Here is a 25,416-nt window from a genome sequence, read left to right as displayed (position 1 = left end):
AGCTGCGGGCTAGGTACCCCAAAAGCCATTCAAGGCCGTGCAAATACGGGGCAAGTTTGTGCAAGACAACTAAGTAGCTGAATGACAGGCATTAAATCGAAACACCAGACCGACCTGGCCCGTTGCCGCCAGCAGATCGAAACCAAGCTCGGCTGGGGCGATAGCCAAGGCTGGTCTACGCAGGATTTCGACCGGCTCAGCGAGGAAATCGCCGCCCACACCGGCGTGGCACTCAGCGTAACGACCCTGAAACGCGTGTGGGGGCGCGTCCGGTACAGCTCCGCCCCTACCCAAACGACCCTCAACGCCCTGGCCGTCTTTGCGGGCTACGAGAGCTGGCGCGCCTGGCAGCAGGTACCTCCAGAACCGCCTATGGGCGTAGAAGTACCTTCCGCGCCGGTGGGCCGTCCCACGGTTTCCCCTACCCGCCGTCGGCGGCCCTGGCTGCTGGCCGTGGGCGTAGGCGCAGCGCTGGTAATGGTGGTACTTTTTTTTCAAAACCATACCGCCTCCCGGGTACTTTCGCCCGACGACTTCGCCTTCAGCAGCGAGCCCGTGACGCAGGGTATTCCCAACTCGGTGTTGTTTCGATACGACGCCACGGCCTCCCCCACCGACTCCGTGTTTATTCAGCAGTCGTGGGACCCCACCCGCCGCCAGCAAGTACCTAAGAACGGCCACGAGCATACGTCGGTCTACTACCTGCCGGGGTACTTTCGGGCCAAGCTGGTGGTGGGCGGCCAGATCGTGCGCGAACACGACCTCTTCATTCCGTCTGACGGCTGGGTGGTGGTGGCGGAGCAAGAGCCCGTGCCCGTGTACTTCAAGTCGTCGGAGGTGATCCGGGACGGGGCGCTATCGGTATCGGCGGCGGCACTCCAACGAAAGAATATCCCCCTGCAACCCTTGCTACCCAAGGTCATTTACCGCAACATCCTGACCTCCCTGGGCCTTTCCAACGACAACTTCACCTTCGAAACCCGCCTCAAGGTCGACTACGCCGAAGGCTCCGCGGCCTGTCAGCAAGTCCGTATTTTGCTCTTCTGCCGCAACGATATGTTCATTTTTCCGCTGAGCGCCAAAGGCTGCGTAGGTACTTTGGGGCTGTTTTTGGCGGGCCACTCGGCCACCAGCGCCCACGCCGACCTGTCGGCCCTGGGCCGCGACCTCAGCCAGTGGGTAGCGGTACGTTATGAGGTAGTGAACAAACGCGTGCGTATATGGCTGGACGACGAGCTCGCCTACGACACTACCTTCCCCAACGACCCCACCGACCTCCTCGGAGCAGGCTTCAGCTTTGAGGGTACCGGCTCGGTGGATTACGTACGTTTCCGAAAGCCCGACGGGGCAGTTGTGTACGCTGATGAGTTCGAGACACTCTAGAGGTACCTGGCTAAGCACGCTCCTTCCCAAATAATACGCAGCAGGTACCTGCACAAGCCCTTTCACGTTAGCTTTTAACCCGCCCGGGCACGCTTCGTCCCGTAGTGCACCGGTTGCTTGCGGCGCAGGCAGCGGGGAGGTACTTTGCGCGAAGTACCATCCGTTAACCCTTTCGTAAAGAGCTTCCAAGCCATTCTAAAATGCAATAATAGTACCAGATTTAGTAACTTGTTAGGCACTTCGTGTATACCAAATCTTCTCTTCGTATATACCTTTTCCATAGCCTCCAAACACCAATTTTATTCTTTTCTAACTTCAAAAAGAATAGTAATAAAAGTAAAATTACCATTTATTAAGGTCATTTTTTAACACTATTGAAGTAGGAATGGATAAAATAGCACTATATAGTTAAGAGAAAAAGCTCACTCTTTTGCACTATTAATGGTAACTAAAATCCTACTACATGATGTTGAAAAAATTACTGGTATTGATGTGCTTTCTGCTCGGAGGGGCTGGTTTTATCCAAGCTCAAACCCGAACTATAAGCGGTTCGGTCACCGACGAAGGCGGGCAGGGGCTTCCGGGTGTGAGTATTATGGTGAAAGGTACCACAACCGGTACTACCACGGGCATTGACGGAAACTTTTCCCTGAGCTTAGCCAACGACGCTAAAATTCTGGTGGTGAGCTTTGTGGGTAAAAATACACAGGAGGTCGAAATCGGTAATCGCTCCGTGGTGGCGATCACGATGCAGTCTGACAGCCGCGCGCTGGAAGAGGTGGTGGTGATCGGCTACGGTACGGCCAAACGCGCCGATGTGACGTCTTCCATCACCACCGTGAAAGGGACCGAGCTGAAAGACATGCCCGTAGCCGGGGTAGATCAAATGCTCCAGGGCAAAGCCGCCGGGGTGACCGTCACCAGCAACGGCGGTCAGCCGGGGGGCGGGGTGTCGATCAAGGTACGTGGGGTAACGTCCATCAACAGCAATGACCCGCTGTTTGTGATCGACGGAGTACCTTTTGTGAATGGCAATACGGCCTCCAGCAACGGTTTTGCGGGCCTGGGCGGAGGTGACGGCCAAACCGGCAACAGCGTCATGGCGAGCCTCAACCCCAACGACATCGAGTCCATCGACGTACTGAAAGACGCCTCGGCGCAGGCCATCTACGGCTCGCAGGCCGCCAACGGGGTGATCCTGATCACGACCAAAAAAGGAAAGGCGGGCGAGGGCAAGATCAACTACGAAACCTACTACGGGGTGTCGGAAGTAGCCAACCGCCTCGACCTGATGAACCTGCGGGAGTTTGCCAAGTACCAAAACGAGGTACTTCCGATCATCGGCAACGCGCCGTCCGACGAATTCCGCGACCCATCGATCCTGGGCGAAGGTACCGACTGGCAGCAGGCGATGTTCCGCCACGGCCGTACCCAAAACCACCAGCTGAGCTTCTCAGGTGGCCGCGAGCGCACTACCTACTACCTTTCGGCCAACTACTACGAAAACGAGGGGATTCTGCTGGGCTCGGATTTTAAGCGGTACTCCACCCGCTTTAGCCTCGATAACCAGCTAAAAACCTGGATGAAAGTAGGCGTGAGTGCCAACGTATCGCGCAGCATCCAGAACATTTCCCTGGCCGATGCCGCCGAAAGTACCATCTGGTGGGGGGCCGTTACGAGTCCGCTGATTCCGGTTAAAAACCTGGATGGTACCTGGGGCGGTGGCCAAACCGTGGGTGGCGTACGCTACAGCAACTCCAACCCCGTGGGCAACGCCCAGTACCGGGGCAATAACCGCACGGCCAACAATATCTTTGGGAGTGTCTACGCCGACCTGCAGATCTTCAAAGACCTGAGCCTGCGCAACGAGGTATCCTACTCGCTGAACAACGACAGCAATACGGCCTTTCAGCAAGCGGGTACCATCGGGGGCGAGTCGTTTCGCAGCAAGCTCATCGACCGCCGCTCGGATAGCTACTACTGGTCTTTGACCAACTACCTTAACTACAACAAGTGGTTTGGCAAGCACGGCATTCAGGCTACGGTAGGTCACCAGGCCCAAAATTCCTACTACCAGTCTATTTCGGGTACGAAGGTGGACCTCCAGGCCAACATCTTTGACCTCAATACCGGCAGCGCCGACCAAATGACCTGGGGCCTGAGCGGGGGCAAAGGACAGTGGGCCATGGAGTCGTGGTTTGCGCGGGCCAACTATACCTACGACGAGCGCTTCTCCTTTTCGGCCAGCTTCCGGGCCGACGGCTCCTCCAACTTTGGCCCTAACAACCGCTGGGGGTACTTTCCGGGGGTATCGGCCGGTTGGACCATCTCCAACGAGAAATTTATGCAGAACGGCCCCATCGCCAGCGTACTTACCTACGCCAAGCTAAGAGTGGGCTACGGAGAAGTAGGCAATCAGAACTTCCCCAACGGGGCCCCCAACCCCGCCTACGTGGGAGCGGTGCAGTTTTTCAGCGGGCCGGTGGGTTTTGGCTCGTCCAACATGATCCAGGGAATTCCTAACCCGAACCTGAAATGGGAGTCCGTCAAAACCACCAACGTCGGGCTGGACCTGGGCTTCTTCAACGGCCGCCTCGACGCCACCATCGACGCCTACAAGAAAGTAACTTCCGACATGATCATCTTCCTGACGGGCCCCAACCTCATCGGCGTGGGTGACCAGTGGGACGACCTGAAAGCGCCCCTGGGCAACGCCGGACAAATGACCAACACCGGAGTGGACATTGGCATTACGTCCACCAACATCAAAGCCAACGACCTGACCTGGCGCACCAACGTAGTATTTACGCATTTTACCAATACCTACGACCGCGCCGCCAGCGCCGCCTCGGCCCTGGATGGGAAGGTGTATTATAGCAACTACCTCGTGACGCACACCACGCCGGGCCGCCCCGTGGGTTCTTTCTGGGGGCTGGTGACGGATGGTCTCTACCGCAACCAGGCCGACCTCGACAACAGCATTCCGCAGTTTGGCTACATCGTTGATCCTTCACAAACCTGGCTGGGCGACATCCGCTTCAAGGACATCAACAACGACGGCAAAATTGACGCCGAAGACATGACCTTCATTGGTAGTCCGCTGCCTAAATTCAGCTGGGGCCTTACCAATACCCTCACCTACAAGGGCTTTGACTTCACGCTGTTCTTGCAGGGTAGCCAGGGAGCCAAGGCGTTCAACTTCCTGCGCTGGCAGCTGGAAGGCCTGAACAGCGCCTGGTCCAACCAGCTGCGTACCGTCATGGACCGCTACACCGACGAAAACCCCGACGGCAGCCTGCCCCGCTTTACGAATACCAACAAAAACAACACGGCCATGTCGGACCGCTACGTGGAAGACGCCTCCTACGCGCGCATTCAGAACATCACGCTGGGCTACCGCCTGCCGAAGGCATTCATCAGCAAGGCCAAAATCAACAACCTGCGCTTTTATGCCTCCATCCAAAACCTGAAAACCTTTACCAAGTACTCAGGCTACGATCCGGAAATTGGCTCGCTGAACAACAGCATCAAACTCACCAACGTAGACACGGGCCACTACCCCAACCCCCGTACTTTCACCATCGGGGCCAACGTGGAGTTTTAAGCGTCGCCATCCTTTACAAGTGCATTAGAAAACCGTCAATTGTCAATATGAAAAAGATCCTATATACCGCGCTCTTGGTGCCCGCTTTGCTGGTGGCCTCGTGCAGTCCTGACTTCATTGAACGCCCCTCGCTGTCGGGTACCACTACCGGCAACTACTACAACAACGCCGAAGAAGTACGGGCCGCCACCAGTACCTTGTACAGTGGCTTGCCCTGGCGCAACTTCGAAAGCCGGGCGCAGGACGCCATCGGCGACGTGATGTCCGGCAACATGTTCAGCTACACCGACATCGAGTTCTCCGAATTTACGTACTCCTCCGCCTCCGAGCGCGTAGGAGCCGCCTGGGGGGCTTTTTACAAGATCATCGGCTACGCCAACGTGCTGATCAACACCTTTGAAGAGAAGAAAACGCAGGGCGGCAATGCGGCCTACCTGGACCCCGCCATTGCCGAGTGTAACTTCATCCGGGGTACGATCTACTTCTACATTGCCCGCACCTGGGGCGATGCGCCCATCATCACCGATCCGGGCGCAGTGGCGCTCTCGGGCAACTTCAACATTCCGAGGTACTTTCAGAAAGACGTACTTCGCTTTGCCCTCGAAGACCTGCAAAAAGCCGAAGCCGGACTGCCCGAGTCGGACGTACCCGGTCGGCTTACCAAGTACTCGGCTAAGGGCATGATGGCGAAATTGTATTTGTATAATAAAGACTACGCCAACGCCAAAGCCAAGGCCCAGGAAGTGATCCAGTCGGGTAAGTACAGCCTGGTGAGCGACTACTACGGCATGTTTACCAAAGCTTCGATGAACAACAACGCCGAGAGCCTGTTCTCGATCCAGCACCAATTTTCGCAAGATCCCTGGGGTACCGGCAACCTCAAAAACCCCGACCGCGGCCCCAGCAACCTCAACACCTCCGAAGCCTCGGCCTGGGAAATGTACGTACCTTCGCTCGACATGCTCAGCGAGTACGAGTTTGGCGACCTGCGCCGCCGGTGGTCGGTGATGGAGCACGGCTGGAGCAAGCCCGAGTGGAAACCCCAACGCGCCAACGCCCCCAAGTACAACGAGTTTATGGCCAATGGGTACGTCTATGACACCACCCGCGCCACCGACGAAGGCGGTGCCCAAAACGCTACCCGCGCCAACATTGCCAAGTACTTTGCGGGCCCCGGCAAAGCCTACGGTGGCGAGCCCGTACTGGGCCAAAACTCCGGCAACAACGTAGTGCTGCTGCGCTACGCCGACATCCTGCTCATCTACGCCGAAGCCACCCTGGCCGACGCCGCCTCTACCTCCGATGCCAGCGCGTTGGCGGCCTTTAACCTCGTCCGGAACCGGGCCGGGCTACCCGCCAAAACGTCCATCACCCTGGCCGACGTCATGCACGAGCGGCGGGTGGAGTTTGCCTTTGAGGGCGACTACTGGTACGACATCCAGCGGCAGGGCTTTGCCAAAGCCAAGGCGATCATTGAAAAGCAAAACCGCGGCTCGGTAGAGGGTGGCCCCAAGTACATCACGACCTTTACCGAGAGCAAAATGTACCTGCCCATTCCGGCGGGAGAGATCGTCCAGGACCCCGAGCTCAACAAGCCCGCCGTTCCGTACTACAACTAAGCGATCGTTATTAGTAGAGATTTAATCCTTTTATTTAATAGGAACCAACGAATGAAAAAACTATTTCAGCCGCTAGCCGGGGCAGGCCTCATTGCCCTGCTATTGAATGTCTCCCTCAGCTCCTGCACCCAAGACACCGACGGCAGCCCCCAGATCGGGCCGGGTAATTTGACGGTCTCGGAGATCCGGCCCGACTCGGCCGCGGGGGGTACTTTGCTCACCGTCATGGGCTCCGGCATGGGCGCGATTCGCTCCATTGTGTTTGAGAAAGACAACGTGCCGGCGGGCTTCTACTCTACCCTCAACACCGACGACGCCATCCTGTTCCGGGTACCGGAGGAGGCCATTGGCGGCGAGCAGAAGATTATTTTCACCAACAGTGCGGGCAAAACCGCCTCGACGACCTTCCGGGTGCTGGCGTACCCGTCGGTGGCCTCGGCCTCAAACTACAACTTCACGAAAGGTACCCGGATCACCCTCACCGGCAACAACTTCGACGACGTGACCGCCGTTACGCTCACGGGTACTTCCGACGCCGCCACCATCGTGTCGCAGACGAAAAAAGAACTCGTGCTGGAATTTCCGGCCACGACGGTCAACCGCGCTACGCTCGACATCGTGAATGGCACCGGCAAAATAACCACGACGCAGGAATTTGTGGCCATCGACAACGCCCTCAAAATCTTTGGCGATGCGTACGGCCCAGGCTTCGGCGACGGCTCCTGGGGCGACGCCGCCCTGATCTCGAAAACGGAGTTCAAGTCGGGTACGGCTTCCATCGGCAAAAACTACCAGAAAGGAAACTGGCACCTGATCGGCTTCTCGAACTGGTCGCCCTCGGTACCTTACTCGGCGCAGTACCAGTACCTGACCGTCTGGATCAAAGGCGCTTCGGAAGACTACTCGCTCTACATCACCACCGACGCCAGCGCGGGCGGTTTTGGCAACTACATCGAAGCCAACAAGCTCAACGTCAAGGCCGGGGTCTGGAACTACTTCAAGGTGAAGCTCTCCGACATCGACTTCTGGTCGTCGGGCAAAACGCTGGCGCAGCTGGGCTTCCGCATCCAGGGCCCCGACAAGCAGGACGAGGTGTTCTACTTCGACGATCTGATGTTGGTCAAATAGCGACAGTACGGGTCGTTTGACCCATCAAACTCCTAACCGCCCCCAGGTGCCTTACTCCTACAAGAAGGTACCTGGGGCCGGTTTTTCGTACGGATACCTAGCTTTTCTTTTTGCACAGCTACCCTTTTTTTCTCTTCTCACCTAACCCATACAAGGTACTTGAGGTACTTAAAAAGAATGGGACGGCTAGCCTGGGCCAGGAAGTACCCCTCAAGGGTACTTGGCACCGCAGGTACTTTACCGCCTACTCCGCTTCGTCCCGGCAAAATCCAAAACTTTTCGTTTCTTTGGGAAAAGATTCAATCTGAAAGTCCTGCATGAAAGCTAAAGTTCTGGCCTCGCTGTTTTTTCTGTGTTCTCTGGGCATACTTTCTCCTGCCTTGGCCCAAACAAGTACCCCTCCTGCCTTCCTGAACACCCACCGCGCCTGGGTCGACTCGGTGTTTGCCACCCTCACACCCGACGAGCGCATTGCGCAGCTGATCATGGTAGCGGCTACTTCGGATACCAAGCGGTCGCTGATCGACACCACCAAGAGCCGCCCGGCCTTTGTCGAAAAGCTGATCCGCGAAAACAAGGTAGGCGGCGTGGTATTTTTCCAGGGTGGTCCCGTGCCGCAGGCCCGGCTGACCAACTACTACCAGTCCATCAGCAAGGTACCTTTGCTCGTGGCCATGGACGCCGAGTGGGGCCTGGCCATGCGCATCGACAGCACCGTGCGCTACCCCTACCAAATGACGCTGGGCGCTATTCAAGGCCACGACGAGCTCCTCTACGACATGGGTACGCAGCTGGCCGCACAGGCCCGGCGGCTGGGGGTACACGTCAACTTTGCGCCCGTGGCCGACGTCAACAACAACCCCAACAACCCGGTCATCAACTTTCGCTCGTTTGGGGAAAATAAGTACCAGGTAGCGCAGAAAGCCCTGGCCTACATGAAAGGCATGCAGGACCACGGCCTGCTCACCAGCGCCAAGCACTTCCCCGGCCACGGCGACACGGGCGTGGATTCGCACTACGACCTGCCGCTGATTAAAAAATCGACCACTCAGCTCGACACGCTGGAGCTGTACCCCTTTAAGGTATTGATCAACAACGGCCTTAGCGGCATGATGATCGCCCACCTGAGCATTCCGGCCCTGGACGCTACGCCCAACCTCCCCTCTACGCTTTCCAAACCCATCGTAACCGACCTGCTCCGGCACCAGCTGGGCTTCAGCGGGCTCATCTACTCCGACGCCATGAACATGAAGGGCGTCACGAAGTACTTCTCCGACGGCAAGGCTGACGCCCTGGGCCTGGAGGCCGGTATGGATTTGTTGGAATTTACGGAAGATGTACCCAAAGCCATTGCCGAAATCAAAAAATCACTGGCGGCGGGCCGGATCACGCAGGCCGAGATCGACTTCCGCTGCCGCAAGGTACTTGAAGCCAAAGCCTGGGTGGGCCTGGCGCAGTACCGCCCCGTTGTAATGGAAAACCTGGTGGAAGATTTGAACCCCAAACAAGCCGAACTGACCAACCGCCTGCTCACCGAAAAGGCGCTGACGGTACTAAAAAACGACCAAGACCTGCTGCCGCTGCGCGCACTCGACACGCTCCGGATCGCGGCCGTGTCGCTGGGTGCCGAAGGTACCACCACCTTCCAGCAAACGCTGGGCCTGTACACCGCCGTGGATACGTACTCGCTGTCGTCCAAGGCGACCAACGCCCAGGTACAAGAGCTGCTCGCCAAGCTCGGCGACTACAACCTGCTGCTGGTGGGGGTACACCTGGGCAGTATCTCGCCCCGCCTCAACTTTGGCCTCACCGACCCCATGAACGCCGCCCTGCAACAACTCATGGCCACCAACAAGGCCGTCGTGGCGCTCTTCGGCAACCCCTACGTACTGAACAAGATCCGGCAGCCGGAGCAGGCCCGCGCGCTGCTGATGGCCTACCAGCTCACGCCCTACACGGAGGATTTGTCGGCCCAGCTGATCTTCGGGGCCATTCCGGCGGAGGGCAAACTACCCGTTACGGTCAACGAGCGCTTTGCCTACGGCGCGGGGCTAAGTACCCCGGCGTTGGGACGGCTCAAGTACACCATTCCCGAGGAGGTGGGCCTCGACTCGCGCATCATTACCGCCAAGATCGACTCCATTGCCAACCTGGCCATTCGGCAAAAGGCCACCCCCGGCTGCGTGGTGGAGCTGGCGCGGGCGGGCAAGGTATTTTTCCGCAAGGCGTACGGTACGCATACCTACGAAAGTACCAAACCCACGCAGCTCGGCGACCTCTACGACCTGGCGTCGGTAACGAAAGTGACGGCCTCCACGCTGGCCCTCATGAGCCTCTGGGGCCAGGGCAAATTTGACCTCGACGCCACCATGAAAGACTACCTGCCCGGCTACCAGCGCTCCAACAAGGCCGACCTGACCTGGCGGCGGGTCCTGACACACAGCGCCCGGCTCAAGTCCTGGATTCAGTTCTGGCGCGATGCTCAAAACCCCGACGGTACCTGGAAGAAGAACACCTTCAGTACCGAGCAGTCCGACAAGTACCCTACGTCGGTGGTAGGAGATAGCCTTTTTATTCATAAAAATTACGACAAGCAAATCTTCAAGTCCATCCGGGATTCGCCGCTCAACCCGCAGGAAGGCTACGTATACAGCGATCTGTCGTTTATCTTGTACCCGCAGATCGTAGAAAGCCTCGCCGAAGAGCCCTTTGAAGACTACCTTAAAAATCATTTTTACAAAAAACTCGGTGCCACCAGCCTCACCTACAACCCGCTGCGCTTCTACGGCCTCGACCAGATCGTCCCCAGCGAGCGGGATACGTTCTTCCGGAAAACGGTCATTCACGGGCAGGTACACGACGAAGGCGCGGCCATGCTGGGCGGGCTTAGCGGCCACGCGGGCCTCTTTGGCAACGCCAACGACCTCATGAAGGTGATGCAGATGTACCTGCAAAACGGGTACTTTGGCGGACAGCAGCTGCTGACTAGCAACGCCCTGCTGGAGTTTACCCGCTACCAGTACCCCGAGCAGGGAAGCCGCCGCGGCCTGGGCTTCGACAAGCCGACCTTCAAGTACACCGGCAACGCGCCCCGCTACGCCAGCCCGATGAGCTTCGGGCACACGGGCTTTACGGGGATCATGGTTTGGATGGACCCTTCCTTCGAGCTATCGTACGTGTTTTTGTCCAACCGCGTGTACCCCACCCGCGACAACAACAAGCTCTCGCAACTCAACATCCGCACGGCCATCATGGATGTAGTGTATGAGCAGTTATTGAACCAGATTCACTAGAGGGCATGGGGTTCGGGGCATGGGGCAAAGGGTACTTTGCAGCAGAGGATTCGGGGCGGTCCGCCGCGCGGCAGGGAGTAGTTTAAGCAAGGGGTACTTTTCCTAAAAGTACCTTAGAGAAGCTCCCTTTCCCCGCGGGAGAAAGGGCTGGGGATTGCCGCAATGGAATTGCCACAATGGAATTGCCGCAATGGAATTGAGGCTTTTTTGTAGAAGGCAAAGGGTGCTTTTCGAGTAGAAGGTTTTTGTTCTTTTCTTTTTTATTCCAATTCGATTCAGAAAAGAACACGTAACTAATACCCAAAGTACCCCTTTGCCCCTACCCCTATGCCCTCTGCCATCCGGTGTACCCTACTGCTTTTACTATTCTCTTTTTCCTGTACCAAATCCGGAGGTACCTACGGGCCTAAGGCCGACCAAAAGCACGCAGTCCTGCGGCAGGAAGTGAGCCAGTACGGCATCACCTGGACCTTCGACAAGCCCGCCCTGACGGGGCAGTTTGTCACCGGCGACTGGTGGGTGGTAGGCCCGGTGCAGGTGGTGAAAATTACGCCCGAGCCCGGCCCGGCGGCGGTAGATACGTCGGCCATCCGGATCAACCACTGGAACGACACCAGCCTCAAGCCGGACACCCGCATGCGCAACGGCTCCATGATCGTGCTCAAAGCGGGCTACAGCCAGGGCTACGACTCGCGCAGTGGGTCGTTTCGGGAGAAAGACGCCGTCCAACTACCCCTGGAGCTGGCCCCGAACCGCTCGCTCATTTCCTCCATCAGCAACACGACCCTGCCCGTCGATCATTTTATAAAAGACCTGATGTGGGACAACGAAAAGCAGTGCCAGGTGGTGATGAAAACCGCCGCCGTGCTGACCTGCCTGGACCAGGTACCCCCGCGGGACGCGTTCCGTCCGCCCTACGCCGGTACCGAAAAGCCCCTCTTCCGGGCGCAGGATGTACAGTGGGAGCAGCTCCCCCGGCTGCAACCCGCCGGGGAAATACCCTCCTGGACGGAGGCCGAACGGTACTTTCAGCGCCCCTGGATCGACCACATCCTGAGCTGGTCGCAACAGGAGCTGGTGCCCAACGAAAACCAGCCCAACTACGGCCGCGAGTACGCCCGCCTGGTGTCGCTGGCTAGCCTCATGGTGCTACTGGATGTGCCCCGTGCGCGCAAAGAAAAGCTCACGCTGCAACTGATCCAGCGCGGGATCGACCTGCACGGTCTGGCGCGGGTGGGGGGCTACTGGAACGAAGGCGGCGGGCACTCCAGCGGCCGCAAGTGGCCCATCCTCTTTGCGAGTATCATGCTAAATAACCCAGAGCTGGCGCAACTACCCGAAACGGCGGTTTTTCACGAAGACACCCAGACCTACTACGGCACGGGCTGGTTTGGGCAAAAGGTACTTTGGCAGATGATCATCCACCATGGCAACCGCACGCCTTACGAAGAAAAACACCCCAGCCAGTGGGAGAAGTGGGACAAAACCTCCGAGGGCTACCGTACCTGCTGCAACGCCTCCGCCTGGGCGGGTACCGCCCTGGCCGCCCGCTACCTGAAAGCCATCAAACTTTGGAACCACGACGCGCATTTCGACTACCTGGAGCGCTGGATGCGGGAGAACGATCCCTACGCCGACGCGCGAGGTACCTACCCCCGCCCCAAAGCCGAAACCACCACCTACGATCCGTTCGTCACGGCCATGTGGCGCGCCCACCGCCCGCAAGCGCCCGCCCAGGAAAGGGCGGGCAACCCGCGTAAGTGGGTGTTGCGGGGTAATCAATGGGGCTGGGAGGCCAATCCGCAGTAGGGTACTTATAGAGATTCCTCCTTTCGGATCGGTCCGGCTTCGCAGCCGAACATCCCAAGTACCTGATTTACCTTGTCGAGTCGAAGGGTGGTTTTTCCTTGCTCTAATTCACGCAAAAAGCGGAGCCCGACGCCGGATTTCTCCGCCAAATCGACCTGCGTAAGTTTCAGCATTTTTCGTTCCCGAAAAGGTATACATTTTAAATGAAGGTGGTCTTAATCGCCAAAATCAGGTAGTGCTTATAAGTAATAATAGGGCTAATCTATTTTTTAAATTCATAACTACCTACATCGCGTTCATGGCTTTACCTCCTCGCTTCACTACCCATACCATGCCCGTGGGGGTAGTGGGTCTTGGCCTCATGGGCTGCAGCATCACTACCTGCCTGCTCATGGCGGGGCACCCGGTGGTGGCCGTAGCACCCATCCCTTCCGATGTCCCCACGGCCTGGCCCCGCATCCAGCACCACCTCACCGACCTGGCCGAGCGGCAGCTCATTGCCGAGCCGCCCGCCCACTACCTCGCAAGCCTCACCCTCACCGAAAACTACGCCGACCTGCGGGATTGCCAGTTGGTACTGGAATGTACCCTGGAAGACCTGGACATCAAGAAGCGCGTTTTTGCGCAAATGGAAGCCGTCGTGAACGACGAGTGTGTTATTGCCTCCAATACGTCGGCCATTCCCATCACCCAGCTGCAAAGCCTTACTCGTCGCCCGCAGCGCTTCATTGGGCTGCACTGGGCGGAGCCCTCGCACACCACGCGGTTTCTGGAGGTGATCTGCGGGGAGCAAACCGAAGTACCCTACGCCGAATTCTTCTACGCGCTGTCGCACCAGTGGGGCAAGGAACCTACCCTGGTGCGGAAGGATATCCGGGGCTTCATTACCAACCGGATTATGTACGCTATGTACCGCGAGGCCTTCGACCTGGTGGAGAAAGGCTATGCCAGCATCGAAGACGTAGACCGCGCCTGCCGCAACAACGCGGGCTACTGGATGACCCTCGTGGGCCTTTTCCGCTGGATGGACCTGACGGGCGTACCCGCCTACGCCAACGTGATGAAGGACCTCTGGCCCACCCTCAGCAACCGCACCGACGTACCGAGGCTCATTCAGGACATCGTGGACCGGGGCGGCCGGGGCGTCGCCAACGCCGACGGCTTCTACGACTACACGCCCGAAGAAGCCCAGGCCTGGCGCGAAACCTTTGAGCGCTTCAGCTACGAAATCCGGGAGCTGGCCTTGAAGTACCCCGCCGACGTGGTGAAACGATCGTTGGAAAAGTAGTCAGGTACCGGCTTATTCCCGTACTGTAGTAGGGCAGGACAAGCCATTAGACTTCTTCTGATGGATGCCCCGTGTTCAGCTCTATTAAATTCAAATTGAAAGCCCATGCCAAGTCATAGCATAAAATTTGAAAAAGTACCTCCTCAAACTACGCCAGGACGCGGTGTGGTGAGCCGTCGGCAATTCCTGGCTGAGGCCAGCGTACGCACGCTAGGTACCTCGCTGCTTGCTGCCTCCGGAGGTAGTGCTTACGCAAGGGTGCTTTCAGACGCCCGCGCCAAGTCCATCAAAGTACGGCAGGATTTTCCCGGCGGTGGGGGCGTCATGGAGCGGATCGATGAGGTCCGGCGGGCCATTCGTTTTCGGGCTCATAACGAGCAGGGCGGCGGTTGGGGACAGGTGTGGTGGTACTTTCAGGTAGACGGATTAACACCGGGCACTTTGATTACCCTGGAGCTTAACTACGGCCACCCACCCGGCTCGGGGGTAGCTCCGCAAGCTTACTTCAGTACTGACCAGAAAACCTGGCAGCTGACAGCAGCCGGGCAGGAAGCAGCCGACGGCCCCACTCAACTGATGGTGTATAATCAAAGGGTACTTAGCGCCCGGATGTGGTTTGCGTACAACCTCCCCTACCTCCCGGAGCATTTGCACGAATTACGAACCCTGGCCGAAAAATCAGGGACAGCCGCCAGCGTATATGACTTGTGCCGCAGCCGGAACCACCGGCCCGTCCTGGCGCTACGCCTGGCCGAAACACCCAGGGCTGGCACACAACGCTACGGCATTTGGCTCCAGGCTCGGGCGCACGCCTTTGAGTCGGGCACGAGCTGGGTACTGCACGAGCTGGCACGCTGGCTCATGTCGTCCGATCCGGAAGCGAGACAGCTGCGCGCCTGTGCCGACCTCACCCTTGTTCCGATCGTAGACGTAGACGGCGTGGTGGAGGGGCGAACCGGCAAGAACCAACCGCCCTATGACCACAACCGCGGCTGGGATGAAAGCGCCAGCCACTGGCCCGAAGTACGGGCTATTCAGGCCCAACTGACCGAGCTAACCCGGCAGAACGCCTTGGATTTATTCATCGACATCCACGGCCCGGGCAACGGCGCGCATCCATACTTTATTTGTCCTACTCCCTCAGCACTCCCCACCGACCTCCGGCGCCAAAATCAGGCGGCCTTTCTGGCCTGTCTGGAGGCCCAGGAGCAAACCAAAGAAACCCGCAAGGCACTTTCGATGGAGCGCTTTTTCTTTAGCCCTCGGCAGATCAACTACCAATCGTCGGCCGGATGGGTAAGCGCCCACACGACCCCCTCGGTGGTGGCCCTGACGCTGGAGACAAACATGAGCTCGCCCCTTAGTACGCCCGAAGGCTACCAGGCGGAAGGTCGGGCATTGGGGCGGGGCATTGCCCGGTACTTTACCGGAAACCGGCATTTGCGTTAGCATGGCTGGTATAACTAAAACTACCTTGAATAACCCTTATTTCCATACAATTTTTCGCCCGTATGTTCTATTCTAAAAATGTACTTTCCCTCCTTTTAGCAAGTACCTTGTGCGCCTTGCCAGTCATGGCGCAGCAAAAGCAAACCAAAAGAAACGCCGCCACGGAGCCTGACGCTCCGCACCCCGTCACCAATCCATCCTCTCCGCTGATGCTTGCTGGTGACTGGCTCCCGGCGGATACGCACAAAATTGATTACGACAAACTCCCGCGCGTACCCGGCGAGCACATGGTGGTGAGCGATGTCCGGTTTCAGATGGGCGTAAACCAGCACAACTACCTGGCTTACCACCACGGGAAGTTCTGGGTTATGTGGAGCGATGGTCCGGGCGTGGAAGACCGCGTAGGGCAACGCGTCAAGTACGCCACCAGCCCGGATGGCTTAATCTGGAGCCAACCTCAGTACCTCACACCCGAGCCGCCCAAATCACAGGCCCGACACTACTATGGTACCCGCTCTTCGAAGGGCTTTCGTTACATTGCGCGGGGTTTCTGGCAGCGCGACAATGAATTACTAGCCCTGGCGTCGTTGGACGAAGCCGCCGACTTCTTTGGTCCCAGCCTGGAGCTCAGGGGATTCCGCTACAACGAAACGCTAGACCGATGGGAGGAGCTGGGGGTGGTTTACCCCAATGCCATCAATAATTTTGCTCCCAAGAAAATTCCAACCGGCGAATGGATGATGTCTCGTCGCAAGCACGATTATACCACGTCAGGCGTCGAATTCCTGATTGGGGGCGTGGATAAGCTCACCGAGTGGCAGTCCTTTCCCGTTTTTGGCTCGGCCAATACCGAGCTCGCCGCCGAAGAACCCTACTGGTGGGTACTTCCTGACAACAACCTGGTGGCTCTGTTTCGCAACAACAAGGGAAGTGGCTTTTTACACCGCTCTTTCTCCACCGACCACGGACGTACCTGGAGCACGCCCATCCGGACCAATTTCCCGGACGCCCGCTCCAAATTCAGCGGTACCCGCCTGAAAGACGGCCGCTACGTACTGGTGTCCAACGCCAATCCTGCCAAGCGTGATCCCCTCGTGCTCTCCGTGAGCGATGACGGCATCGTTTTCAACAAAATGTACTACCTGGTCGGCGGGCGGCACGTTGACTATCCGCACGTCATTGAGCACGAGGGCCATTTGCTAGTAGCCTTTGCGGGTGGAAAGCAGAGCGTGGAGGTCATCAAAATCCGCCTTTCAGACCTGGATAGCCTACAAATGATTCCCCAAAACAAGTAAGTACCTGCCATGAACCGCCGATATTTTATCAAATTGGGGGCGTTCGGGACAATGCTCTCCACCGCCACCTTTGGTGCCTGTACCAGAAAAGACAAAACTACCCCCGATACCGACATCGTGGTTGTGGGCGGAAGTCCCGCCGGGATTATGGCTGCTATCGCCGCCGCTCGCTTGGGAGCCACGGTTACGCTGGTTGAATACCATAACCACATCGGCGGATTATCCTCGAGCGGCCTGGGCAAAAGTGACATCGAAAACAAAGATGCCATTGCGGGCTTATTCAAAGAATTTACGCAACGGATTTACCAATACTACCGGGATACCTACGGGGAGCATTCTGAAAATGCCACCAAATGCAAGCAGGGGTACTACTACGAACCCTCGGTGGCTGAGCAGGTTTTTAACCAGATGGTAGCCCAAGAAAAAAACATTTCGCTCCTCCTAAACCATCAGATCGAGCAAGTAGTCACCCAGGCAGATCAGGTGCAGGAAGTCGTATTTACGAACCGAGCCGAAGGTACCTCCTATGCGCTCAAAGCCCGCGTGTTTGTGGATGCTACTTACGAAGGCGATCTGTACGCACTGGCCGGAGCGGCCTACCGACTTGGCCGGGAAAGCCGGGAAGAGTTTGGTGAACTACACGCGGGAAAAATCTTTTTTGATTATAACGAAAATAAATTTCTGGAAGGAAGTACCGGCGCGGGCGACCAGAAAATACCGGCTTACACCTACCGCTTGTGCCTTACCGACGACCCGACCAATAGCTACGTCATGCAGGAGCCGCCCCCGGGCTACGACCGTACTAACTACCTAAAGTACTTTGATGACCTGAAAGAGGGGCGACTGGGCGGTCCCAAGGTATTTAAAGAAGGGCACGGCTACTACCAGGCTCACTTTGACACGATGGTCCGGGTATTTTCTTTTGCCGAAATCCCCAACCGTAAATACGATGTAAACACCAATCCAAGGCCGCTGGGCTTTCCGTTTCCGGAAGAAAACGCCACCTACCTGGAGGCAAGCTGGCAAGAACGCGAGAAGGTATTCCGGCGGCACCGCGAACTAGCCATGGGCCTGCTGTACTTCATCCAGAATGATCCGGAAGTACCCCAAGCGCACCGTACCATGGCACAGCAGTACCACTGGCCGCTGGATGAATTTACGGACAATAACCATTTTCCCTGGCAACTCTACGTACGGGAAGCCCGGCGCCTCAAAGGTGAATACACCCTTACGGAAAATGACGTAACCCTCCGGGACGGAGCAGCTCGTACTACCATTTTTAAGGATACCATCATTGCCGGAGAATTTCCGATTGACAGCTTTCCTGCCTCCAAGGAGCCCTCGCCGGACAAAAAAGTACTGGAAGGCTACATCGGGATGCTGCCCATTGCCCCCTATCAGATTCCGTACCGAGTCCTGGTACCCGAAAAAATCAACGGGCTGATTGTCCCCGTAGCCGCTTCTACCACCCACGTGGCCTACTCTACCCTGCGCATGGAGCCCTTGTGGATGGGGATCGGCCAGGCGGCGGGTACGGCGGCCTATCTTTCGGTAAAAAACAACCTTCCGATCCGGAAAGTACCTATCCCGGCTCTGCAAAAACTCCTCCTGAAAAACAACCAGATTCTTACTTATTTCGAGGATCTGGACATCAAAGATAAAGCCGCCCAGGCGGCTCAGTTTTGGGGTACCAAGGGATTTTTTGACTCCTATAAGGCTAATCTCCACCAACCGATTTCGGGCCGGGAATTAACCCGTTGGCTTACCTTATTTAACGATACGCGAGGCCTTGAAGAAAGTACCTTTGCCTTCGACAAACAGGAAACCGTTAGCTTGGCTGATTTTATCAGGCTATTGGACCTACTAAGCCAATCGGCTGACGCACCTCCACGCTCCGGCGCTGCCGCCTGGCAATATGCCAAAAGAGACTCCCAACTACCCGTTCAAAGAGGAGAAGTGTGCCAGGCTTTGTATTTAAGATTGGGCAAAAATACCTGATTAAAAGCAGGTTATTGGTAGTCTATTATTTCCAGTCCGTTTAGGAAAGGAGGTACTTCAAACGGGCCAAAACATGCGTACTCAGTGAATTCTGACATAAACCAGAAACGTGTGCAAGTTGTGAAAAATCAGAAATACCACTGAAACAAAAATAAAGTACCCCGGCCGGTAAGGTACCTGGAAGTAAAACGAACGCCCCACCAGCGCCATACCGACCAGCCAACCCAAGGGCGTGTAGGCCGGAGCCATAAAACCCAGCAGGCTGGTGCTCCAGGTACTTGCCGGGAAATAAAGGAGGGGAATCCAGGACAAGCCATAAACTACCACCCCTACTGTATATACGTACAGGCCCATCCGCTGGCGGTGGGTCAGGATGTGGAGCGGCATGAGTGCGGCCAGCAGGAACACGAGCAGCCGGGCGATCGTTTCTCCGTACGTAATCAGGGCCGGAATCTTGTCTGAAAAGATAGCGGGCTGAAAGGCTGCGGGTAGTTTGGGGGTCAAGAAGATATTCCAGGCCATCACGGGGAGGGTCAGCAGAAAGCAATTGCAGAGGTACTTTCGTAGGGGAGTATGGCGCATGGATGGCAACTTGTCAATCGGGTTTTATACTTCAAAAGTACCTAAAAAATCCTGGCTTCCGGCTTTGGGTTTTCCATGAGCATAGTAGATTCTGACGGTAAATGACTTATGCAGGAAGTAATTCATGGTCTACCATCTATGCTAACCCGCTGCGTCTTCTTGCTCTGGCTGGTACTGGCCTTCGCCGCCTGCCGCCCCGAACTATCCGACGAGGTAGCGGCCGCCTACGAGGAGCTCCCCGAAGCGCTGGACTTCAACCAGCACGTCAAGCCCATCTTATCGGATCGTTGCTACGCCTGCCACGGGCCCGACAAAGCCAAGCAGCAGGCCGACCTGCGGCTCGACCTGTCCGAGTTTGCCTACGCCGAACTACCCAAGTCGCCCGGCAAGCGGGCCATCGTGCCGGGTAGTTTGCGCCGCAGCGAGGTCTTTCACCGCATCTGCTCCACCGACCCCGACTACGTCATGCCCACGCCCGAGTCGCACCTGACGCTCACGCCCCACGAGAAAGCCGTGCTCATCAAGTGGATCGAGGATGGGGCCGAATACAAAGACCACTGGGCCTTTATCAAACCCGAAAAGCCCAAAGTACCTACCCCCAAACGGAAAGACTGGGCCAGGAACCCCATCGATGCCTTTGTGCTGAAACGCCTGGAAGCCGAGAGGCTGGAGCCCTCGCCCGAGGCCGACCGCGAAACGCTGCTGCGCCGCCTAAGCCTGGACCTGACGGGCCTGCCGCCGACGCCGCGCGAAATACGTACCTTCGTCAACGACCCAGCGCCCAACGCCTACGAAAAGCAGGTAGACCGCCTGCTGGCTTCGCCCCACTACGGCGAAAAAATGGCCGTGGACTGGCTCGACCTGGCCCGCTTCGCCGATTCCCACGGCTACACCGTAGACCGCCTCCGCGACATGTCGCCCTACCGCGACTGGGTCATTTCGGCTTTTAACCAAAATCTTCCCTACGACACCTTCATCACCTGGCAGCTGGCCGGGGACCTACTACCCAACCCTACCCGCGCGCAGCGCATCGCCACGGCCTTTAACCGCAACCATCCGCAAAACATGGAGGGCGGTATCGTGCCCGAAGAATTTCGGGTGGAGTACGTCGCCGACCGTACCAATACCTTCGGCTCGGCCTTCATGGCGCTCACGATGGGCTGCGCCCGCTGCCACGACCACAAGTACGACCCCATTTCGCAGAAAGAATACTACCAGCTCTATAGCTACTTCAACAACGTCAAGGAGGCCGGGCAAATCTCCTGGGACGACGCCATGCCCGCCCCTACGCTGCTCCTGACCGACACCCGGCAGGAAAGGGTACTTGGGGACCTGCGGCAGAAGGTACTTGCCCAGGAAAAAGCCGTAGCCCAAACGACCTCCAGCGAGCAGGTACCTTTTGAGCAATGGCTGCGGCAGGGTACGTACCGCTCCCTGTCCGCCCGCCCCTATCCCGACAACCTAGTGGCACATTTCCCGCTTACAGAGTCTAATTTGAAAAACCGGGTAGGTACCGAATTGGGCTTCATGAAGCAAAACGACAGCCCGCCCGAAGCCGCCCTCTGGGCCGAAGGCCGGGCCGGAAAAGCGCTGCTCCTCAACGGCGACGCTTGGCTGGACCTGGGCCAGATCGGCAACTACGAGCGCCACGAGCCGTTCAGCGTGGGGCTGTGGGTGAACCTGCCGCAGGCGCTCAAGGAGGGGGTTATTTTTCACAAAGGCGTGGGCGAAGCCATCTACAATTTTCGGGGGTACCACCTGATGCTTCGCAACAACCGGCTCGAACTCATGATGGCCCACAGCGCGCCCTACAACGCCATTACGCGTATTTCTAAAACCGACGTCCCGCGCGATACCTGGATTCAGCTCACCGTCACCTACGACGGCTCCAGCTCCGCCCGGGGCTACCGCCTGTACCTCAACGGCCGCGAACTACCTACCGTCGTGGACCAGGACAAGCTCAACAAGGGCATTGCCGAAACCGGCAAAAACAACCCCGGCCTGGCCGTGGGCGCCTGGTGGCGCGGCAAGGGCATACCGGGGGCGCGGGTCAATGACGTGCTGGTGTTTGACCGCAACCTCAGCCCGCTGGAAGTAGGACTCCTCCACAACCCCGCTACCTGGCGGCAGGTACTTTCCAAAGTACCCGAGCAGCTTTCGGAAGCCGACAAAAAAGCGTTAAAAAACTACTACCTGTCCACGGTTTCGGCACCGCGAAAAGCCGCTTTACGGGCCTTGCAAGAAGCGCGCAAAACCCTGAACGACTCGCTGGAAAAGGTACCTGAGCTGATGGTAATGGAAGAGATGCCCCGCCGCCGCCCCGCCTACCTGCTCGAACGCGGCCAGTACGACGCCCGCGGCGAGGAGGTATTTCCGGAGGTACCCGGCCGAATACTGCCCATGCCCAACCACCTGCCCCGCACCCGCCTGGGCCTGGCGCAGTGGCTCACCGATCCAGCCCACCCGCTCACGGCCCGCGTGGCGGTGAATCGCTACTGGCAAAATTACTTTGAGCGCGGGCTGGTCAAAACCTCCGAGGACTTCGGCAACCAGGGCGAACTACCCTCCCACCCCGAGCTGCTCGACTGGCTGGCGGTGACCTTCCGGGAGTCGGGCTGGGACGTCAAAGCGCTACAGAAGCTGCTGGTGATGTCGGCTACGTACCGGCAAAGCTCCCGCTTTACCGAAAAACTAAAACAGCTTGACCCCGAGAACGTACTTCTGGCTCGCGGCCCCGCCCGCCGCCTGACGGCCGAGATGATCCGGGACAACGTACTGGCGGCGAGTGGCTTGTTGAACAAAAAAATCGGTGGCCCCAGCGTGAAGCCCTACCAGCCGGAAGGTCTATGGAGAATTAACAACGCTACTTACGTGCAGGACACCGGCAGCAACCTCTACCGCCGCAGCCTCTACACCGTCTGGAAGCGGTCGGTGCCGCACCCCACGCAAGGTACCTTCGACGCCCCCGACCGCAGCGAATGTACCTCCCGTCGCCAGAAAACCAACACGCCCCTGCAAGCGCTCGTCACGCTCAACGACCCTACCTTTGTGGAAGCGGCCAAGGTACTTGGGCAGGAAATGGCCCGAACCAACGACCTGAAACGCGGCGTTGAAAGTACCTTTCTGAAACTGACCGGCCGCCGCCCTGCTCCGGCCGAACTCCGGCTGCTGCTCGATTTGTACCAGCAGGAGTACCGCAAGTTTCGGCAAAGTACCCACAAAACCACCGGCTGGCTGCAAGCCGGAAACTACCCGGTACCTCCCGACCAGGCCGACCAGTACCCTCACATCGCCGCCTGCGCGGTGGTGGCCAGTACCATCCTCAACGCCGACGCCACCCTTACTAAACGCTAACGACTATGTGCGATCACCACCACGACGACGAAATACGGTCGGACAACGAGGACTTCCGGCAATTGGAACGGCAGATCGACCGCCGCCGCTTCCTGACCAAAACGACCCTGGGCCTGGGCGCGCTGGCGCTAGGCTCGCTCGTGGGGGGACAAAAACTACTGAGCGCCAAGGTACCTGAGCTCGCGACCGAGCCGAGCGACGAGCTGCTCCGGATGCCGCACTTTGCGCCCAAAGCCAAGCGCATGGTGTACCTGTTTCAGAGCGGGGGGCCCTCGCAGCTGGACCTCTACGACTACAAGCCCGAGCTCGCTAAGTACCAGGCGCAGGAACTACCCGACTCCGTACGGAAGGGCCAGCGCCTCACCGGCATGAGCGCCGACCAGAGCTCCCTGCCCGTGGCTTCTTCGTTGTTCAAATTTCAGCAGTACGGCCAGAGCCGCGCCTGGGTCAGTGAGCTGATGCCCTACACGGCGCAGGTCGTGGATGAGCTTTGTTTTATCAAATCCATCCATACCGACGCCATCAACCACGACCCGGCCATTACGTTCTTCCAAACCGGTAACCAACTACCCGGTCGGCCCAGCATTGGCTCCTGGATCAGCTACGGGCTGGGCTCCGAAAACGAAAATATGCCCACCTTTGTGGTACTGGTATCCAAAAGCGCGGGTGACCAGCCGCTCTACGCCCGGCTGTGGGGAAACGGTTTTCTGCCCTCGCAGCACCAAGGGGTGCAGTTTCGCTCGGGCAAGGACCCCGTGCTGTACCTCAATGACCCCGAGGGCTACGACGGGGCCGACCGCCGCGAAATGCTCGACTACCTCAAAAAGCTCAACGAGATTCAGTACCACACCTACGGCGATCCGGAAATCAATACGCGTATTTCGCAGTACGAAATGGCCTACCGGATGCAAACGTCCATTCCGGGCATCATGGACCTCTCCGACGAGCCCGACTGGGTCTTTGATCTCTACGGTCCCGACAGCCGCGACCCCGGTACCTACGCCGCCAACTGCCTCATGGCCCGCCGCCTGCTGGAGCGCGACGTGCGCTTCGTGCAGCTCTACCACCAGGGCTGGGACCAGCATCTGTTCCTGCCCAGCGGCCTGCGCGCCCAGTGCGCCAAGACCGACCAGGCCACGGCGGCCCTGGTGCAGGACCTGAAACAGCGCGGCTTGCTCGACGACACGCTGGTGGTGTGGGGCGGGGAATTTGGCCGCACCGTGTACTCGCAGGGCAAGCTCACGCCCGACAACTACGGCCGCGACCACCACCCGCGCTGCTTCACCATGTGGGCCGCCGGGGCGGGCGTCAAGCCGGGTATGACCTACGGCGAAACCGACGATTTCGGATATAATATCACCAAAGATCCCGTGCACGTACATGACTTTCAGGCTACGCTGCTGCACCTCTTCGGCATCGACCACGAGAAGCTGACTTTCAAGCATCAGGGCCGCCGCTACCGCCTTACCGACGTGCACGGCCACGTCGTACCGGGTATTCTGAGTTAAGCCCAAGGTACCTTTGTTGGCTAAACGGTTAAAAATCGAAGGTACTTGGGGTACTTGGGCAAAATCCAAATTTCTGGTTTGGATCAGGTACAGCCTAACGCTCCGCGTCCTACCTTTGGGTTTTTAATTCAAATGAGCAGCCATGAAAATCCTCGTTAGCTTTCTTTTAAGTACCCTTTTTATCCCCAGCTTTGGCCAAGCGCCCGCTCCTTCTCCCGCCCGCATTACCCAGCACGTACAAAAACTCGCCTCCGACCGCATGAAAGGCCGAGGTACCGGCAGCAAGGAAAACGACCGCGCCGCGGCCTACGTCCGGCGTCACTTCAAAAAGTACGGCCTCGCGCCCAAAGGTACCCAGGGCTACCGCCAGCCGTTCGTCGCCCGCGTGCGGCGGGTCAAGACGGCCGACAGCCTCCGCCGGGCCCACAACGTCCTTGGCTTCCTGGACAACGGCGCGCCCCATACCATCGTCATCGGGGCGCATTACGACCACCTCGGCCTGGGTACCCAGGGCGGCTCGCGCGACGAAAACCCCGCCGGGCAAATCCATAACGGTGCCGACGACAACGCCTCGGGCGTAGCCGGACTGCTGGAGCTGGCGCGGTATTTTACCCAAAACGACGTCAAAGAACCCTACAATTTCCTTTTCATTGCCTTCGGAGCCGAAGAGCTGGGCTTGCAGGGTTCTCGGCATTTTGTCAATAACCCCACGGTGCCGCTCAGTACCATTCATTTCATGACCAATATGGACATGATCGGCCGCTACGACCCCAGCCGCGGCGTGGGCATAGGTGGCTACGGCACCAGCGACGCCTGGCCGGAGGTTTTCAAGGGAGTGGAAGGTACCGTGAAGTACTTCACCGACCGCGCCGGAAGCGGCGGCTCCGACCACGGCTCGTTCTACGCCAAGCAAATCCCGGTACTTTTCTTTCATACCGGCGGCCACGACGACTACCACAAACCCACCGACGACCCGGACAAGGTAGATGCCGAAGCCGAGGCGGGTATCCTGGCCATCGAGGTGCAACTCATCGAAAACGCCATGAAGCTCCCCAAGCTGAACTTTACGGAAGTGAAGTAGGGAAACTAGCGCTAACCCCCAATTT

General features: G+C 58.0%; 15 protein-coding genes. 13 read left to right on the top strand and 2 right to left on the bottom strand.

Translation table 11 applies throughout. From position 1 onward, the window contains the following. Positions 1 to 81 precede the first annotated feature (81 nt). The 6 genes from HNQ92_RS20975 to HNQ92_RS20950 all read left to right on the top strand — a co-directional run bounded on the left by HNQ92_RS20975 (position 82) and on the right by HNQ92_RS20950 (position 12,836). Positions 82 to 1,383 carry a hypothetical protein gene (locus HNQ92_RS20975; RefSeq protein WP_184176952.1) on the top strand — a complete coding sequence of 434 codons (1,302 nt, stop codon included), beginning with the start codon at positions 82 to 84 and terminating at the stop codon, positions 1,381 to 1,383. 463 nt (positions 1,384 to 1,846) lie between these two features. Further along, positions 1,847 to 4,987, top strand: a complete 3,141-nt coding sequence (locus HNQ92_RS20970; protein ID WP_184176950.1) for a SusC/RagA family TonB-linked outer membrane protein — start codon at positions 1,847 to 1,849, stop codon at positions 4,985 to 4,987. Between the two features lie 47 nt (positions 4,988 to 5,034). Further along, positions 5,035 to 6,606, top strand: a complete 1,572-nt coding sequence (locus HNQ92_RS20965) for a RagB/SusD family nutrient uptake outer membrane protein (RefSeq protein WP_184176948.1) — start codon at positions 5,035 to 5,037, stop codon at positions 6,604 to 6,606. A 51-nt stretch (positions 6,607 to 6,657) separates the two neighbouring features. Then, entirely contained in the window at positions 6,658 to 7,734 is a 1,077-nt protein-coding gene (locus tag HNQ92_RS20960; RefSeq protein ID WP_184176946.1) for an IPT/TIG domain-containing protein, read from the top strand. A 317-nt stretch (positions 7,735 to 8,051) separates the two neighbouring features. Next, positions 8,052 to 11,027 (top strand): serine hydrolase domain-containing protein, encoded by a 2,976-nt coding sequence (locus HNQ92_RS20955; RefSeq protein ID WP_184176944.1) that lies wholly within the window; start codon positions 8,052 to 8,054, stop codon positions 11,025 to 11,027. Between the two features lie 327 nt (positions 11,028 to 11,354). Beyond that, the gene (locus tag HNQ92_RS20950) at positions 11,355 to 12,836 is read left to right on the top strand and encodes a hypothetical protein (RefSeq protein ID WP_184176942.1); all 1,482 of its coding nucleotides are present in this window, start codon (positions 11,355 to 11,357) and stop codon (positions 12,834 to 12,836) included. Positions 12,837 to 12,841: 5 nt separating this feature from the next. Here the strand turns inward: HNQ92_RS20950 and HNQ92_RS20945 are convergent, their stop codons facing one another. Then, entirely contained in the window at positions 12,842 to 13,009 is a 168-nt protein-coding gene (locus tag HNQ92_RS20945; protein WP_184176940.1) for a helix-turn-helix domain-containing protein, read from the bottom strand. 125 nt (positions 13,010 to 13,134) lie between these two features. Here HNQ92_RS20945 and HNQ92_RS20940 point away from each other — a divergent pair, with 125 nt between their 5' ends. From HNQ92_RS20940 to HNQ92_RS20925, 4 genes are all read left to right on the top strand, one after another. After that, positions 13,135 to 14,124 carry a 3-hydroxyacyl-CoA dehydrogenase family protein gene (locus HNQ92_RS20940; RefSeq protein ID WP_184176938.1) on the top strand — a complete coding sequence of 330 codons (990 nt, stop codon included), beginning with the start codon at positions 13,135 to 13,137 and terminating at the stop codon, positions 14,122 to 14,124. A gap of 105 nt (positions 14,125 to 14,229) precedes the next feature. After that, positions 14,230 to 15,573 (top strand): M14 family zinc carboxypeptidase, encoded by a 1,344-nt coding sequence (locus tag HNQ92_RS20935; RefSeq protein WP_184176936.1) that lies wholly within the window; start codon positions 14,230 to 14,232, stop codon positions 15,571 to 15,573. A gap of 62 nt (positions 15,574 to 15,635) precedes the next feature. Further along, positions 15,636 to 16,868 carry an exo-alpha-sialidase gene (locus HNQ92_RS20930; RefSeq protein ID WP_246440558.1) on the top strand — a complete coding sequence of 411 codons (1,233 nt, stop codon included), beginning with the start codon at positions 15,636 to 15,638 and terminating at the stop codon, positions 16,866 to 16,868. A 9-nt stretch (positions 16,869 to 16,877) separates the two neighbouring features. Then, complete coding sequence (locus HNQ92_RS20925) at positions 16,878 to 18,866, top strand: FAD-dependent oxidoreductase (RefSeq protein WP_184176934.1); 1,989 nt, start codon at positions 16,878 to 16,880, stop codon at positions 18,864 to 18,866. An 81-nt stretch (positions 18,867 to 18,947) separates the two neighbouring features. Here HNQ92_RS20925 and HNQ92_RS20920 read toward each other — a convergent pair whose 3' ends face one another. Further along, entirely contained in the window at positions 18,948 to 19,448 is a 501-nt protein-coding gene (locus HNQ92_RS20920; protein ID WP_184176932.1) for a hypothetical protein, read from the bottom strand. A gap of 138 nt (positions 19,449 to 19,586) precedes the next feature. Between HNQ92_RS20920 and HNQ92_RS20915 the strand changes: the two genes are divergently transcribed. The 3 genes from HNQ92_RS20915 to HNQ92_RS20905 all read left to right on the top strand — a co-directional run bounded on the left by HNQ92_RS20915 (position 19,587) and on the right by HNQ92_RS20905 (position 25,391). Next, on the top strand, positions 19,587 to 22,802 hold the full coding sequence (locus tag HNQ92_RS20915) for a DUF1553 domain-containing protein (protein WP_184176930.1): 3,216 nt from the start codon (positions 19,587 to 19,589) through the stop codon (positions 22,800 to 22,802). A 5-nt stretch (positions 22,803 to 22,807) separates the two neighbouring features. Further along, positions 22,808 to 24,310 (top strand): DUF1501 domain-containing protein, encoded by a 1,503-nt coding sequence (locus HNQ92_RS20910; protein WP_184176928.1) that lies wholly within the window; start codon positions 22,808 to 22,810, stop codon positions 24,308 to 24,310. A 142-nt stretch (positions 24,311 to 24,452) separates the two neighbouring features. After that, the gene (locus HNQ92_RS20905; RefSeq protein ID WP_184176926.1) at positions 24,453 to 25,391 is read left to right on the top strand and encodes a M20/M25/M40 family metallo-hydrolase; all 939 of its coding nucleotides are present in this window, start codon (positions 24,453 to 24,455) and stop codon (positions 25,389 to 25,391) included. Positions 25,392 to 25,416 lie beyond the last annotated feature (25 nt).

This window comes from Rhabdobacter roseus, from assembly GCF_014202275.1.
Classification (GTDB): domain Bacteria; phylum Bacteroidota; class Bacteroidia; order Cytophagales; family Spirosomataceae; genus Rhabdobacter; species Rhabdobacter roseus.
Note: the sequence above shows the minus strand (reverse complement) of the source record. Positions and strands in the feature narration are given on the sequence as shown.

What these genes read in the sequence shown, in the direction of transcription:
- HNQ92_RS20905 (WP_184176926.1), top strand. Translation starts at nt 24,453, where the DNA reads ATGAAAATCCTCGTTAGCTTTCTTTTAAGTACCCTTTTTATCCCCAGC.
- HNQ92_RS20920 (WP_184176932.1), bottom strand. Translation starts at nt 19,448, where the DNA reads ATGCGCCATACTCCCCTACGAAAGTACCTCTGCAATTGCTTTCTGCTG.
- HNQ92_RS20950 (WP_184176942.1), top strand. Translation starts at nt 11,355, where the DNA reads ATGCCCTCTGCCATCCGGTGTACCCTACTGCTTTTACTATTCTCTTTT.
- HNQ92_RS20965 (WP_184176948.1), top strand. Translation starts at nt 5,035, where the DNA reads ATGAAAAAGATCCTATATACCGCGCTCTTGGTGCCCGCTTTGCTGGTG.
- HNQ92_RS20955 (WP_184176944.1), top strand. Translation starts at nt 8,052, where the DNA reads ATGAAAGCTAAAGTTCTGGCCTCGCTGTTTTTTCTGTGTTCTCTGGGC.
- HNQ92_RS20915 (WP_184176930.1), top strand. Translation starts at nt 19,587, where the DNA reads ATGCTAACCCGCTGCGTCTTCTTGCTCTGGCTGGTACTGGCCTTCGCC.
- HNQ92_RS20910 (WP_184176928.1), top strand. Translation starts at nt 22,808, where the DNA reads ATGTGCGATCACCACCACGACGACGAAATACGGTCGGACAACGAGGAC.
- HNQ92_RS20970 (WP_184176950.1), top strand. Translation starts at nt 1,847, where the DNA reads ATGATGTTGAAAAAATTACTGGTATTGATGTGCTTTCTGCTCGGAGGG.
- HNQ92_RS20935 (WP_184176936.1), top strand. Translation starts at nt 14,230, where the DNA reads ATGCCAAGTCATAGCATAAAATTTGAAAAAGTACCTCCTCAAACTACG.
- HNQ92_RS20940 (WP_184176938.1), top strand. Translation starts at nt 13,135, where the DNA reads ATGGCTTTACCTCCTCGCTTCACTACCCATACCATGCCCGTGGGGGTA.
- HNQ92_RS20945 (WP_184176940.1), bottom strand. Translation starts at nt 13,009, where the DNA reads ATGCTGAAACTTACGCAGGTCGATTTGGCGGAGAAATCCGGCGTCGGG.
- HNQ92_RS20925 (WP_184176934.1), top strand. Translation starts at nt 16,878, where the DNA reads ATGAACCGCCGATATTTTATCAAATTGGGGGCGTTCGGGACAATGCTC.
- HNQ92_RS20960 (WP_184176946.1), top strand. Translation starts at nt 6,658, where the DNA reads ATGAAAAAACTATTTCAGCCGCTAGCCGGGGCAGGCCTCATTGCCCTG.
- HNQ92_RS20930 (WP_246440558.1), top strand. Translation starts at nt 15,636, where the DNA reads ATGTTCTATTCTAAAAATGTACTTTCCCTCCTTTTAGCAAGTACCTTG.
- HNQ92_RS20975 (WP_184176952.1), top strand. Translation starts at nt 82, where the DNA reads ATGACAGGCATTAAATCGAAACACCAGACCGACCTGGCCCGTTGCCGC.